We start from the raw sequence: 14,343 nt of genomic DNA on the forward strand, positions 1-14,343 counted from the left end.
CCGCTGGTTCGGCTGGAGCACGGCTCGGCTCCCCTCTCCCGCTTCGCCCGCTGAAGCGCCCTGAACGCTGCGAAGGGCTGGGACGCAAAGCGGGGGTTGGGAGAGAGGGTCGATGTACTCCGGATGCAATCCGGGAAAACCTGTGCCTGCGCCACCCTCAGCTCGCCGAAGCGGCCTTCGGCAGGATGTCGCTGGAGATCATTTCGCCGAACGGGCTGACGTAATCGCGGCTTTCCGGACGCTCTGGCCGGGCCACGTCCAGATGCGGAAAGAGCAGCTCGGCCACCCGGTACGACTCCTCCAGATGCGGGTAGCCGGAGAAGATGAAGGTGTCGATGCCCAGCGCGGCGTACTCCTTGACTCTTGCCGCGACGGTCGGACCATCGCCGACCAGGGCAGTGCCGGCGCCACCGCGCACCAGGCCGACCCCGGCCCAGAGATTGGGCGAGACCTCCAGGTTGTCGCGACTGCCACCATGCAGCGCGGCCATGCGTTGCTGGCCCACCGAGTCGAAGCGCGCCAGCGAGGCCTGGGCACGATCGATGGTGTCCTGCTCCAGATGGCTGATCAGGCGCTCCGCCGCCGCCCAGGCTTCTGCGCTGGTCTCGCGCACGATCACGTGCAGACGAATGCCGAAACGCACCTCGCGTCCGTGGGCAGCCGCCTTCGCACGCACCTGGGCGATCTTCTCGGCTACGGCCGCCGGCGGCTCGCCCCAGGTCAGGTACAGCTCGACCTGCTCGGCAGCCAGCTCCTGCGCGGCATCGGAAGAGCCGCCGAAGTACAGTGGCGGGCGCGGCTGCTGCAGCGGCGGGTAGAGCAACCTGGCGCCCGAGACCTGGATATGAGCGCCGTCGTAGTCGACGTTTTCGCCCTCCAGCACACGGCGCCAGATGCGGGTGAACTCGACAGCCGCCTGGTAGCGCTCGGCGTGCGACAGGTGCAGGCCGTCTCCAGCCAGCTCCTCCGGGTCGCCGCCGGTCACCAGGTTGAACAGCGCACGACCGTTCGACAGACGATCCAGGGTCGCCGCCTGCCGTGCCGCCACGGTGGGCGAGATGATCCCGGGGCGCAGCGCAACGAGAAATTTCAGCCGCTGCGTGAGCGGTATCAGGGATGCCGCCACCAGCCAGGAGTCCTCGCAGGAACGCCCGGTGGGAATCAGCACGCCGCCATAGCCGAGGCGATCGGCCGCCTGGGCGATCTGGCTGAGGTAGCCGTGATCGACGGCACGGGCACCTTCGGCGGTGCCCAGGTACTTGCCGTCACCATGGGTAGGCAGGAACCAGAAGATATCGAGGCTCATGCAATGGTCTCCTTGTTGGGAAGTCGTCGTAGCCCGGATGCAGTCCGGGGAAATCTGCGCTACCGCCCGGCTCGTATCCGGGCGGCGGGCCTAGCGGGCCTGGGCCACCTTGGCGGGTGGATTCCAGATCACCGACCTGATGTTCAGTGGCCTGGGAATCAGCTTCAGCTCGGTGAAGGTGTCGGCGATCTTTTGCTGCGCCTCGACCACCTGCGGCGTGATGAACCGCGCCCCGTAGCCCTGGCGCTCGACGGCCTGGCGGGTAATTTCCGACGGCAGGCCGATCAGCGGCGCGACCTGCCGGGTCGCCTCTTCGGGGTTGTCCTGGACCCAGCCACCCACGCCGCGAATCTCCTCGACCAGGGCACTGAGTACCTGCGGGTGCTTTGTGGCGAAACCACGGGTCGCCAGGTAGAACTGGTGGTTGTCCACCAGGCCACTGCCATCGCGCAGCGCACGCGCCTGCAGTTGCTGTTCGGCGGCGGCCTGGAAGGGATCCCAGATCACCCAGGCGTCGACGCTGCCGCGCTCGAAGGCGGCCCGGGCATCGGCAGGGGGCAGGTACACCGGGGTGATGTCGTGGATGCTCAGGCCGGCCTCCTGCAGCGCACGCACCAGCAGGTAGTGCACGTTGGAGCCCTTGTTCAGGGCGACTTTCCTGCCTTTGAGGTCGGCCACCGTCACGATCGGCGAATCCTGCCGCACGAGAATCGCCTCGCTGTGCGGAGCCGGCGGCTCGAACGCGACGTAGAGCAGGTCGGCACCAGCGGCCTGGGCGAACACCGGTGGGGTTTCGCCCGTGGTGCCGAAGTCGATGGAGCCCACGTTCAGCCCTTCGAGCAGTTGCGGCCCGGCGGGAAACTCCGTCCATTGCACGCTGACGCCCTGCTCGGCCAGGCGTTTCTCCAGCGCACCACTGGACTTGAGCAGCACCAGGGTGCCGTACTTCTGGTAACCGATACGCAGCGTCTCGGCCTGTACATGGATGGCGCCGAAGGTCAGGGTCGCGGCAAACAGGGCGACCAGACTCCGACGCAAAGTGTTGGCGCCCATGGCGACCTCCTTTGCAGATTGAGTGTGGGCCTGCTTGCCCGTTGGCGGGCGAGTGAGGCGGGGTGTTGCGGGTGGTTCAGATGCTCCAGCGGGCGTTCACCAGCCGGTCGTTCAACAGGTTCGGGTCAAGCGGTTGCGGCCGTCGCGCCAGGGCTGCCTGCAACTGATCCAGGGCCTCATCGAGGCGCTCGCGCAGTTCATCGGCGATCTGCGCCGGCCGGCCCGCTTCCGGGTAGGCGATCTGTCGGTCCACGGCGTACACGCCGCTGAGCATCTCCTGAGCCTTCAACGCCGCCAGCACCGGCTTGAGCGCGTAATCCACCGCCAGTAGATGCGCCGGGCTGCCGCCACTGGCCAGAGGCAGCACCACCTTGTTCGCCAGGGCACGCTCGGGCAGCAGGTCCAGCACCACCTTCAACGCGCCGCTGAACGACGCCTTGTACACCGGCGTGCCAACCACCAGGCCGTCGGCACTGGCCACCAGCGCCTGCAGATGCCGGGCGGACTGGCTGTCGAAGTGCGCATGCAACAGCTCCTCGGCGGGAAAGTCGCGCACCCGCAGCAGCGTGACCTCGACCCGCTGCGCGTGCAGACGCTGGCGCACATGATCCAGCAGCACCTCGGTGCGCGAACGCGCCGCAGGACTGCCGGAGAGCAACACGACGTGCATGCTCGGCCCTCAGCGATTCGGTTGCGGGGTCAGACGCAGATAGGGCTTCAGCGCAAGGTAACCTTTCGGGAAGCGCTGCCTGAGTTCGGCTTCGTCCTTCAGCGACGGCACGATCACCACCTCGTCACCGTCCTGCCAGTTGGCCGGAGTGGCCACCTTGTAGGTGTCGGTCAGCTGCAGCGAATCGACCACCCGCAGGATCTCGTTGAAGTTGCGCCCGGTGCTGGCCGGGTAGGTGATGGTCAGGCGCACCTTCTTGTCCGGGTCGATCACGAACAGCGAGCGCACCGTCAGGGTGTCGCTGGCGTTCGGGTGAATCAGGTCATAGAGGTCGGAGACCCTGCGGTCGGCATCGGCGATGATCGGGAAGTTGACGGCGGTGTGCTGCGTCTCGTTGATGTCGTCGATCCACTTCAGGTGCGAGTCAACCGGGTCGACCGACAGGGCGATGGCCTTGACGCCGCGCTTGGCGAATTCGTCCTCGAGCCTGGCCGTGAAGCCCAGCTCGGTGGTGCACACCGGGGTGAAGTCGGCCGGGTGGGAAAAGAGGATGCCCCAGCTGTCACCCAGCCACTGGTGGAAGCGGATACGGCCTGCGCTGGAATCCTGCTCGAAGTCGGGGGCGATATCGCCCAGGCGAATGCTCATGCTGATGCTCCTTGGTAGCGGCGTGCTGTGGCGCTCACTATTGCCCAGGAACAAACCAAAACAAAAAGAATAAATAATGATTTATTTATTCTTTTATGGAATTTAAAAAGGCCCTCGCCGATCACCGGTCGATCCGTGTGACAGCGCAACGCAGCGCGGCTTTGTATCATCGCCGATACATTACCGACACGTTCCGGATACGCCGATCACCGAGACTCTCACGGGGCGTTGGCGCCCCGGTATCTTCCGTTGCCGATGGAGCCGTCCCTGGTGCATGACACGACCCAGACCGAAGCCACACCCCGTACCACGCGCGTGCTGCTCGTCGACGACAACGAAGAGCTGCGCGAGCTGCTTGGCGGCTACCTGACGCGCTTCAACATCGCCAGCGAGGCGGTTGGCAATGGCGCGGCCATGCGCCTGGCCCTGGCCGGGGGGCACTTCGACGCGGTGATTCTCGACCTGATGCTGCCCGGCGAAGATGGCCTGAGCCTGTGCCGCGAGCTGCGCGCCGCATCCGATATCCCGATCCTCATGCTCACCGCCCGCTGCGAACCGGCCGACCGCATCATCGGCCTGGAGCTGGGTGCCGACGACTACATGGCCAAGCCGTTCGAACCGCGCGAACTGGTGGCGCGCATCCAGAGCATCCTGCGCCGGGTGCGCGATGGGCGTGACACACCACGTGACGAGCCACCGTCGCAACTGCGCTTCGCCGACTGGACGCTGCACAGCGTGCTACGCCAGCTGCAGGCGCCGAGCGGGCTGGTGGTGCCCCTGTCGAACGCCGAATTCCGCCTGCTCTGGGCCTTCCTCGAGCGCCCGAGGCGGGTGCTCAGCCGTGAGCAATTGCTCGACGCCGCCCGTGGTCGTGCCATCGAGGCCTTCGACCGCAGCATCGACCTGCTGGTCTCACGGCTGCGCCAGAAGCTCGGCGACGATTCGCGCAACCCCAACCTGATCAAGACCGTGCGCGGCGAAGGCTACCTGCTCGACGTTGCCGAGATCCGCTGATGGCGCGCCCCGACAGCCTGTTCGCACGCCTGCTCGGCGTGTTCCTGATCGCCATCGTGCTGGCTCATGCACTGGCCTTCGCCTGGTTCGGCCGTTACGGCGCCCCCCCGCCTCCGCCCCCGCCTCCGCCGCACATGGCGCTGGACGGCCTGCCGCCGCCCGAGGCCGGCCCTCCCCCGCCACGACTCGATGGCCCGCTGATCGTCTTCGGCTTTCAGTTGATCACCCTGCTGCTCGCGGCCTGGTACTGCGCGCGCCTGCTCAGCCGGCCGATCCGCCACCTGGCCGAGGCAGCCGAACAGCTGGCCGACGACCTCGACAGCCCGCCGCTGCCACTGGCCGGGCCACGCGAGACACGCCAGGCCGCCCAGGCCTTCAACCAGATGCAGCAGCGCATTCGCGGCCAGGTGCAGCAGCGCACGCGCATGCTGGCAGCGGTGTCGCATGACCTGCGCACGCCGCTGGCCCGCCTGAAACTGCGCCTGGAACAGATTCCCGACACGCAGGTGCGCGAGCGCATGGCCCTGGACCTGGCCGAGATGACCGAGATGCTCGATGCCACGCTCGGCTACCTGCGCCAGCTGCACAACGCCGAGCAAGCGCAGAACCTGGATATCCAGGCGCTGGTCGAAGCGCTGGCCGAAGACGCCTGCGAACGCGGCGAGGATGTCGGCGTCCGGGGCCAGTGCGCGCCCCTGCAGGCGCGCCCGGTGGCACTGCGCTCGTGCATCAACAACCTGGTGGAGAATGCCCTGCGCTACGCCGAGCATGCCGAGATCGAACTGCGCGACGGCCCCGAGTGGGTCGAGGTACGCGTCATCGACTACGGCCCGGGCATCGCGCCGGCCTTGCGGGAAAGCGTGTTCGAGGCGTTCTACCGCGTGGAAGGCTCGCGCAATCGCAACTCCGGCGGCGTGGGCCTGGGGCTGACCATCGCCCGCGAGGCGGCGCAACGCCAGGGCGGCGACATCCACCTGGAAGAAACCCCCGGCGGCGGCCTGACGGCCATACTGCGCCTGCCACGCGCGCTCACGTGTCCTGCCTGATACAAAGTCCACACACCCCGTACATAAGCGCCCCTGAACCTGCCATGGCTGAAGAAGCCTCTTCAGCCAGCCAACCATGGGAGCAACGCTCATGATCAGTGGTGTCAGCAGTTACTCGGGCTACGCCTACAGCTCGACTTACGCCAGCACCCAGCGCAGCACCGCCAGCAGCGGAAGCTGCGCCGGAGGCCCGGCCAACATGCAGGAAAAGCTGTTCAGCCTGCTCGACAGCGACGGCGACGGCAGCGTCGCCAAGGAAGAACTGAGCAGCGTGCTCAGCGCCGCACAGGAGAACGACAGCAGCCTGACCATCGACATCGACGAGCTGTTCAGCCAACTCGATGGCAATGGCGATGGCAGCCTCGACAGCGACGAGATCGCCGCACTCGCACCGCCTCCTCCGCCGCCGCCGGGCGGGCCCAACCCCGAGGACATGTTCGCCCAGCTCGACGCCAACGGTGACGGCCTCATCGATGCCGACGAACTCGCCGCACTGGCCAACGACGGCGCAGTCGACACCAGTGCCCTGCTCGCCGAGCTGGACAGCGGCGGTGACGGCGGCCTCGACCTGGACGAACTGAGCGCACTCGCGCCACCCCCTCCGCCGTCTGGCGGCCCATCATTCGAACTGGCGCAGGGTAGCGAAGGCGACGACGCGACGCTGGACAGCCTGCTCGAGGCCGTCGCCCAGCGCCCACCCAGGCCCGAGCTCGAACCACAGGTCTCGGAGATGATCGGCAAGCTGCTGCAGCACTACCAGAGCAGCCAGAACGACGCCGGCAGCCTGGGTAGCCAGCTCAGCCTCAGCGCCTGAACGCGAGCCGCCGCTGGCCTCACTGGCGGCGGCGTCCAGCGCCGCTCAATCGCCCCTCAGGCGGTAGCCCACGCCCGCCTCGGTGATCAGGTAGCGGGGCGCGGCCGGATCGTCACCCAGCTTCTGCCGCAGATGACCGACCACCACGCGCAGGTAGTGGCTGTCGCCGACGTGGCTCGGCCCCCAGATGTCGCGCAGCAGCTGCTGCTGCGTCACCACGCGTCCGAGGTGCTGGCCAAGCAGGGCGAGCACCGCATACTCCTTGGGTGTCAGGGCGACTTCGCCGCCCTCCACGCTGACCCGTCGATAGGCCAGGTCGATGTTCAACCCGCCACAGACGATGTTCGCCGGCAGCGCTTCGCGTACCTGCCCCTGGCGCAGCAGCACGCGCACACGGGCCAGGAACTCCTGAATACCGAAGGGCTTGCTCACGTAGTCGTTGGCGCCGCCGTCCAGCGCCAGCACCTTCTCGCCCTCGCTGGCGCGCACCGACAGCACCAGCACCGGCATCTGGCTCCATTCACGCAGCCGGCGCAGGACCTGCTGGCCGTCGAGATCGGGCAAACCAAGGTCGAGAACCACCACATCCGGGCTCTGCAAGGCCGCCTGGGCCAGACCGTCTTCGCCGTTCGCGGCCTCCAGCACCCGATAGCCCTGAGCACTGAGGGCGATGCGCAGAAACTTGCGAATCTGTGCCTCATCGTCGATCAGCAGAATGCTCGGTCCCTGGCTCATCACTCTTCCTCGCTGGCTTGTGGTTGCGCGGTCAATGGCAGGTGCAGGGTGAGGCTGGCACCACGGCCATCCAGCCCGTCGCCGACGCTGACGCGGCCACCGTGGGCACCGACCATGCCCTGGCAGATGGCCAGGCCCAGCCCCGTGCCCTGGCCACCACGGTCCCCGCGCGCGGCGGTGTAGAACATGTCGAAGATCTTCACCCGCTCCGCCTCGGGAATGCCAGGCCCCTGATCGGCGACGACGAAACGCAACGCCTGTTCATCGAACTCCAGCGACACACGCAGACGCCCATCCGGCGGCGAGAAACGCGCCGCGTTCTCCAGCACGTTGACCAGCGCTTGCTCGATCAGCGCCGCATGCACGTACAGCAGCGGCGGCTCCGCCGGCAGCACACACTGCACCTGTAGCGGGGCAAGCACCGTGCGCAGGCGCTGCAGGGCGCTGGCGACGATGTCGCTGGGCGCCACCCAGTCACGCGCCAGCTTGAGCCCGCCATGGCCCAGGCGGGTCATGTCGAGCAGGTTCTGGATATAGCGGTCGAGCCGTTCGGCCTCATCACGGGTGCCTTCAAGCAGCTCGTGGCGATCCGCTGCGGGGATCGCGTCGCCCAGTGCCAGCAGGGCGTCGATGGAACCGCGCATGGCCGTCAGCGGCGTACGCAGGTCGTGCGACACCGAGGCCAGCAAGGCACTGCGCAACTCTTCGGTCTGCCCATGCAGGCGCGCGGCTTCCAGCTCCTCGGCCAACTGCGCGCGCGCCAGGGCCTGTGCCAGCGGCTGAGCGAGCGCGGCGACCAGCCGGCGGCGCGTGTCCGTCAGCGGCGTACCAGTGGCTGTCCGCAGGCCGAGCAGCAGCAAGGCGCCCTCCTCCCCGCACAGCGGCCACCACCACCAGCGGCTGCCCGGCAGGGTGTCGGTGCCGAGACCAGCGGGCTGCTCATGCTGCCAGGCCCAGTCCGCGGCAGCGTGCTCGGCATCGGACAGCTCGATGTGCAGGCCACCCTCGTGCTGCCACGGCCCCTGCGCCATGCGCGACAGCAGCGTCAGTTGCACCTCCGCCCAGCCGCCCAGTTGCTGCTCGGCCACCGCCAGCACGGCCTGGCGGTCAGCGGCGACGGTCAGCTTGCGCGACAGCTCCAGCAGTGCCGTGGTTTCACCCTGCATGTGGCGCAGTGCCTGCACCTGGCGCCGCTGACGGCTGGCCAGGTTACCGGTCAGGCCGGCCATGAGCAGGAAGAACAGCAGCGTCAGCACGTCCTCCTGACGCTGGATGTGCAGGGTCAGGGTCGGCGGGATGAAGAGGAAGTTGTAGACCAGAAACGACAGCCCCGAACACAGCAGCGCCGGCCCCAGGCTGCTGCGTACGGCCACCAGCAGCACGGCGGCGAGAAACACCAGCGAGATGTTCGGCAACTCCAGTATCCGCGCCAGCCCGAGGGCGATCAGCGTGGCACCGGCGGTCGCCAGCAGCGCCAGCAGATAGTCGCGCCAGCGCGGCGCCGGTTGCCGGCCACGCCCGGCGTGCGGCTGCCCCGCCTCGGCATCCAGCACGCTCACTTCCAGTCCGGCCCCCGCCGCCAGCAGGCGCTCGCCGACACCACGGCCGAACCAGCGCCGTCGCAGGCGCCGTGCACTGCTGCCAACCAGAATCAGGCTGGCACGCCGCTCGCGGGCATGCTCGAGCAGCGTGCGCGCCACCGATTCGCCGTGCAGGATCACCACCTCGCCCCCCAGGCGCTCGGCCAGGCTCAAGGCCGCCTGCACCCGCCCACGCTGCACGTCGTCCATGGCCTGGCGGCTGTTGACGTGCACCACCGACCAGGGCAGATGACGCCGCTCGGCCACCCGGCAGGCGTGACGCACCAGGCGCTCGGCCTCGCCATCGCCGTCCACCCCCACCAGCAAGCGCCCAAGCACGCTGGGCGCGGCCTGGCCAAGCTGGCGGTAGCGCCGGTCGAGATCGGCATCGACCCGTGCGGCAGCGGTCTGCATGGCCAGCTCACGCAGCGCGGTCAGGTTGGTCGGAGAGAAGAACGCGTCGATGGCTGCCCGCGCCTGTTCGGGCATGTACACCTTGCCGTCGCGCAGGCGCTCCAGCAGCTCGCGCGGCGGCAGGTCGATCAACTGGATCTCGTCGGCTTCCTGCAGCACCCAGTCCGGTACGGTTTCACGCACCTGCACCCCGGTGATGTCGCGGATGCGGTCGTTGAGGCTCTCCAGGTGCTGGACGTTGACCGTGGTGTAGACGTCGATGCCGGCCGTGAGCAGCTCCTGCACATCCTGCCAGCGCTTGGCGTGACGACTGCCAGGGGCGTTGCTGTGCGCCAGCTCGTCGACCAGTGCCAGCTTCGGCGGATCGAGCAGCAGACCGTCGAGATCCATCTCGCAGATTTCCAGGCCACGGTAGGGCAGGCGCCGTGGCGGCTGTTGCGGCAAGCCCAGCAGCAGGGCCTCGGTGTCGCTGCGACCATGGCTTTCGACCACCCCCGCACGCAACGGCACGCCCATGCGCAGCTGCGCATGGGCGGCCTGCAGCATGGCGTAGGTCTTGCCCACGCCGGGCGCAGCACCGAGAAATACCTTGAGCCGCCCACGGCCTTCGCGGGGCAGGTCGGCAAGCAGCGCTTCGGCGCGCAGGCTGTCAGTCATGGCGGGATCATCAGCGAGCGTTGAGGGGCGGATTGTCGATCAGCGCCAGGTTCAGGGCCAGCACATTGACCACCGCAGGGCCAAACAGCGGGCGTTCGGTGTGCGCCTCGATCAGCTGCGACAATACCTCTGACGCCAGGTTGCGCGCCTGCGCGATGCGTGGCACCTGCCAGGCAGCGGCCGCGGGTGACAGATGCGGGTCGAGGCCGCTGGCCGAGGTGGTCACCAGTTGCATCGGCACCGGCGCCTGAGCGTCGTGGCCGGCGCTGAGCCGTGCGACGCGCTCGTACAGGCGCGGATTGCTCGCCGCCAGGTTGCTGGCGGCGCTGGCCACGGTGGCGTAATCACCCGCCGAGGGGCGTGGCTGGAACCACTGATCGCCGTCGAAGGCCTGGGCGATCAGGCGGCTGCCACGCACCTGCCCCGTTTCGTCTCGCACCAGGCTGCCGGCAGCCTGGTCGGGGAATGCCAGGTGCGCCATGGCCGTGACCGCAAGCGGGTAGGCGACGCCGGTCAGCAGGGTCATCAGCGCCAGGGTGGCGACGGCAGGGCGAATATGTTCGAGCATGATGGTTCTCCAGAAAGTTGCCCCGGATCAGCTCCGGGGCAGGTCGAGCGCGGACTACACCCAGCCCAGCGCCACCAGCAGCAGGTCGAGCAGCTTGATGCCGACGAAGGGGGCGAGCAGGCCGCCGAGGCCATAGATCAGCAGGTTGCGCCGCAGCAGCTGGCCGGCATCCAGGGCCCGGATGCGCACACCGCGCAGCGCCAGCGGGATCAATCCGACGATGATCAGGGCGTTGAACACGATGGCCGAGAGAATCGCGCTTTGCGGGCTGTGCAGCTGCATCAGGTCGAGTGCGCCGAGCTGTGGATAGATACCGGCGAACAGCGCCGGCAGGATGGCGAAGTACTTCGCCACATCGTTGGCCAGCGAGAAGGTGGTCAACGCACCGCGCGTCACCAGCAGCTCCTTGCCGACCTGCACCACGTCGATCAACTTGGTCGGGTCGCTGTCCAGATCCACCAGGTTGGCGGCCTCGCGGGCGGCCTGAGTCCCATCGTTCATGGCCAGTCCGACATCGGCCTGGGCCAGAGCCGGTGCATCGTTGGCACCATCGCCGCACATCGCCACCAGCTTGCCCTCGGCCTGCTCGGCGCGGATGCGCGCCAGCTTCTTCTGCGGCGTCGCCTCGGCGATCACGTCGTCTACCCCCGCCTCGGCGGCGATGGCCGCAGCGGTCAGCGGGTTGTCACCCGTCACCATGACGGTGCGGATACCCATGGCGCGCAGTTCGGCGAAGCGCTCACGGATACCCGGCTTGACCACGTCCTTGAGGTGAATGGCGCCGAGCAGTCGCCCGCCAGCGGCCACCAGCAGCGGTGTACCGCCGCTCTTGGCAATCTTCTCCACCTCGCTCGCCAGTGCCGCCGGCATGCCGTCACGCCCCAGCCCGAGGTAGGCCAGCACGGCGTCCACCGCGCCCTTGCGATAGGCCAGGCCATCCACGTCGACACCCGACAGGCGTGTCTCGGCGCTGAAGGCGATCAGCCTCATGCCATCAGGAGCGGGCAACGCCAGCGGCTGCAGCGACGCCAGGTACTCGACGATCGACTTGCCCTCCGGGGTGTCATCGCCCTGCGACGCCAGCAGCGCCGCCCTGGCCAGCTCCGCCGCAGCGACCCCGGGCGCCTGGAGCAGCGCGCTGCAGCGGCGGTTGCCGAAGGTGATGGTGCCGGTCTTGTCCAGCAACAGGGTATGCACGTCGCCGGCCGCCTCGACCGCGCGCCCCGACTTGGCGATGACGTTCAGGCGTACCAGGCGATCCATGCCGGCGATACCAATAGCCGAGAGCAGGCCACCGATGGTGGTGGGGATCAGCGTCACCAGCAGGGCGGCGAGATAGATCAGCGGCAGGTTGCCGTCGGCGAAGCGGGCGAAGGGCTGCAGGGTGGCTACCACCAGCAGGAAGATCAGGGTCAGGCCGATCAGCAGGATATCCAGCGCGACTTCATTGGGCGTCTTCTGCCGGCGCGCGCCCTCGACCAGGGCGATCATGCGGTCGAGCGTGGACTCGCCAGGATTGGCGGTGATCCTCACCAGCAGCCAGTCCGACACTAGACGGGTATTGCCGGTGACTGCCGAGCGGTCCCCGCCGGACTCACGGATCACCGGCGCGGACTCACCGGTGATGGCCGCCTCGTTGACCGCCGCAATCCCGTCGATCACCTCGCCGTCGCCCGGTATCAGCTCGCCGGCCTCGACCCGCACCACATCGCCCGTACGCAGGCTGGCGGCCGCTACCGAGTGGAACTGCGCACCGACCCGCTTGCGCGCCATCAGTCCCTGGCCGGCGGATTTGAGGCTGTCGGCACGCGCCTTGCCACGGCCCTCGGCCAGCGCTTCGGCGAAGTTGGCGAACAGCACGGTGAACCACAGCCACAGGGCGATCTGCACGCCCAGGGCAGTGCTTACCTGGCCATCCCCGGGCTGAGCGGCTGGCACGAAACACAGCACGCTGGTGACCAGCGCCGTCAGCTCGACCACCAGCATCACCGGTGAGCGCACCAGCTGGCGCGGGTCGAGCTTGACGAAGGCCTGCCTGAGGGCCGGGCGCCACAGCGCACCGAGGTGGGTCTGCACCTTGCCGCTGGACGGGTTGGCGCTGCATTGCGCCGATACATGGACATTCATCACGGGCGCTCCTTCACAGTGCCAGGTATTCGGCCAGCGGGCCCAGGGCCAACGCCGGCATGAAAGTCAGGCCACCCACCAGGAGGATGGTCAGCGTCAGCAACACGACGAACAGCGGGCCGTGGGTGGGGAAGCTGTTCCGCCCCATCGGGGCCGTGCGCTTGGCCGCCAGGCTGCCAGCGATCGCCAGCACCGGCAGGATGTAGCCGAAGCGCCCGAGCAGCATGGCCAGGCCGAGCATGAGGTCGTGGTAGGGGGTGTCGGCGCTGAAGCCGGCGAAGGCCGATCCGTTGTTGCCGGTGGCCGAGCCATAGGCGTACAGCGCCTGGGTGAAACCGTGCGGGCCGGGGTTGCCGATGGAGGCCGCAGGTCCGGCGAAGCTCACCGCCAGGGCAACGCAGACCAGCACGCCGAGCGGCATCACCATCAGCGTGGCGACCAGCAGGCGCACCTCGCGCGCCTCCAGCCGCTTGCCCAGGTAGGCCGGTGTGCGACCGATCATCAGGCCGGCGAGGAACACCGCGATCAGCACGAACAGCAGCATGCCGTAGAGACCGGCGCCGATGCCGCCGAAGATGATCTCGCCGAGCACCATGTTGAACAGCGGCACCAGCCCGCCGAGCGCGCTGAAGCTGTCGTGCATGGCGTTCACCGAGCCATTGGAGGCCGCCGTGGTGGTGGTGGCCCAGAGCGCCGAAGCGAAGCTGCCGAAGCGGGCTTCCTTGCCCTCCAGTGAGCCCACCTGCTCGACGGGCAGCCCCGCCAGCAGCGGATTCGGCTGCAACTCCGCCCAGGCACAGAGGCCCAGCCCCATGGCGAACAGCAACAGCATGCTGGCCAGGATCGCCCGGCTCTGACGCAGGTCCCGCACGTAGTGACCGAAGGCGAACACCAGCGCTGCCGGGACCAGCAGGATCGACGCCAGCTCCAGCAGGTTGCTCAGCGCCGTGGGGTTCTCGAAGGGGTGCGCCGAGTTGACCCCGAAGAATCCGCCGCCGTTGGTGCCCAGCTGCTTGATGGCAATCTGGCTGGCCGCCGGCCCCATCGGCAGGGTCTGCTCGCTGCCCTGCAGGGTGGTCGCCGCCACGTAGTCGCTGAAGGTCTGCGGTACGCCCTGCCACACCAGCAGCAACGCCAGCAGCAGACACAGCGGCAGCAGGCCGTAGAGCACGGCGCGGGTCAGGTCGACCCAGAAGTTGCCCAGGCGGTCGCTGGACTGCCGCGTCAGCCCCCGGCACAGCACCACCAGCACCGCCAGCCCCACCGCCGGGCTGACGAAGTTCTGCACCCCCAGGCCAAGCATCTGACTGAAATAGCTGAGCTGTGCCTCACCGCTGTAGGCCTGCCAGTTGGTGTTGGTGACGAAGCTCACCGCCGTGTTGAAGGCCAGCGGCAGGCTCATCCCGGCCACCTGCTGCGGATTGAGCGGCAAGCCGCCCTGCAACAGCAGGATGCCGGTCAGCACCAGCAGGCAGACCAGCGTGAAGGCCAGCAGTGCCAGGCTGTAGCCGCGCCAGCCCTGCTCCTGCTGCGGGTCGATGCCGGCGACACGGTAACAGGCGCGCTCCAGGGGTTGCAGCAGAGGGCTCAGCCAGGTGCGCTGGCCTTCCATCACACGATAGAAGTAGCGCCCCAGAAACGGCGCCGGTGCCAGCACCAGCAGGGAAAAAGCTGCCAGCAGCAGCCAGTCGTTGTCGTGCATGGCCACCTC

General features: G+C 68.2%; 12 protein-coding genes. 3 read left to right on the plus strand and 9 right to left on the minus strand.

From position 1 onward, the window contains the following. Positions 1-157: 157 nt before the first annotated feature. From ssuD to JLK41_RS23615, 4 genes are all read right to left on the minus strand, one after another. Positions 158-1,306 carry an FMNH2-dependent alkanesulfonate monooxygenase gene (gene ssuD, locus JLK41_RS23600; RefSeq protein ID WP_175253673.1) on the minus strand — a complete coding sequence of 383 codons (1,149 nt, stop codon included), beginning with the start codon at positions 1,304-1,306 and terminating at the stop codon, positions 158-160. A 90-nt stretch (positions 1,307-1,396) separates the two neighbouring features. Continuing rightward, complete coding sequence (locus tag JLK41_RS23605; RefSeq protein WP_210389967.1) at positions 1,397-2,359, minus strand: sulfonate ABC transporter substrate-binding protein; 963 nt, start codon at positions 2,357-2,359, stop codon at positions 1,397-1,399. Between the two features lie 76 nt (positions 2,360-2,435). Beyond that, entirely contained in the window at positions 2,436-3,029 is a 594-nt protein-coding gene (gene ssuE / locus JLK41_RS23610; protein WP_210389968.1) for an NADPH-dependent FMN reductase, read from the minus strand. 9 nt (positions 3,030-3,038) lie between these two features. Then, a complete protein-coding gene (locus JLK41_RS23615; RefSeq protein ID WP_037051366.1) occupies positions 3,039-3,677 on the minus strand; it encodes a peroxiredoxin in 639 nt (212 codons plus the stop codon). A 255-nt stretch (positions 3,678-3,932) separates the two neighbouring features. Here JLK41_RS23615 and JLK41_RS23620 point away from each other — a divergent pair, with 255 nt between their 5' ends. The 3 genes from JLK41_RS23620 to xopAW all read left to right on the plus strand — a co-directional run bounded on the left by JLK41_RS23620 (position 3,933) and on the right by xopAW (position 6,551). Then, entirely contained in the window at positions 3,933-4,691 is a 759-nt protein-coding gene (locus JLK41_RS23620; RefSeq protein ID WP_210389969.1) for a response regulator, read from the plus strand. After that, positions 4,688-5,737: an ATP-binding protein gene (locus tag JLK41_RS23625; protein ID WP_210391263.1), complete on the plus strand. Its 1,050-nt coding sequence runs from the start codon at positions 4,688-4,690 to the stop codon at positions 5,735-5,737. Before JLK41_RS23620 ends, JLK41_RS23625 begins: the two co-directional genes overlap by 4 nt. Positions 5,738-5,828: 91 nt before the next feature. Then, positions 5,829-6,551 (plus strand): XopAW family type III secretion system calcium-binding effector, encoded by a 723-nt coding sequence (xopAW, locus tag JLK41_RS23630; protein ID WP_210389970.1) that lies wholly within the window; start codon positions 5,829-5,831, stop codon positions 6,549-6,551. Between the two features lie 45 nt (positions 6,552-6,596). Here xopAW and JLK41_RS23635 read toward each other — a convergent pair whose 3' ends face one another. The 5 genes from JLK41_RS23635 to kdpA are packed head-to-tail and all read right to left on the minus strand — an operon-like array spanning position 6,597 to position 14,334. Next, positions 6,597-7,286 (minus strand): response regulator, encoded by a 690-nt coding sequence (locus JLK41_RS23635; RefSeq protein WP_210389971.1) that lies wholly within the window; start codon positions 7,284-7,286, stop codon positions 6,597-6,599. Beyond that, the gene (locus JLK41_RS23640) at positions 7,286-9,937 is read right to left on the minus strand and encodes a sensor histidine kinase (protein ID WP_210389972.1); all 2,652 of its coding nucleotides are present in this window, start codon (positions 9,935-9,937) and stop codon (positions 7,286-7,288) included. Before JLK41_RS23640 ends, JLK41_RS23635 begins: the two co-directional genes overlap by 1 nt. A gap of 10 nt (positions 9,938-9,947) precedes the next feature. Further along, complete coding sequence (gene kdpC / locus JLK41_RS23645) at positions 9,948-10,505, minus strand: potassium-transporting ATPase subunit KdpC (RefSeq protein WP_210389973.1); 558 nt, start codon at positions 10,503-10,505, stop codon at positions 9,948-9,950. 54 nt (positions 10,506-10,559) lie between these two features. After that, positions 10,560-12,632: a potassium-transporting ATPase subunit KdpB gene (gene kdpB / locus JLK41_RS23650; protein ID WP_210389974.1), complete on the minus strand. Its 2,073-nt coding sequence runs from the start codon at positions 12,630-12,632 to the stop codon at positions 10,560-10,562. Between the two features lie 13 nt (positions 12,633-12,645). Then, entirely contained in the window at positions 12,646-14,334 is a 1,689-nt protein-coding gene (gene kdpA, locus JLK41_RS23655) for a potassium-transporting ATPase subunit KdpA (protein WP_210389975.1), read from the minus strand. Positions 14,335-14,343 lie beyond the last annotated feature (9 nt).

The organism is Ectopseudomonas khazarica, assembly GCF_017915135.1.
Lineage (GTDB): Bacteria > Pseudomonadota > Gammaproteobacteria > Pseudomonadales > Pseudomonadaceae > Aquipseudomonas > Aquipseudomonas khazarica.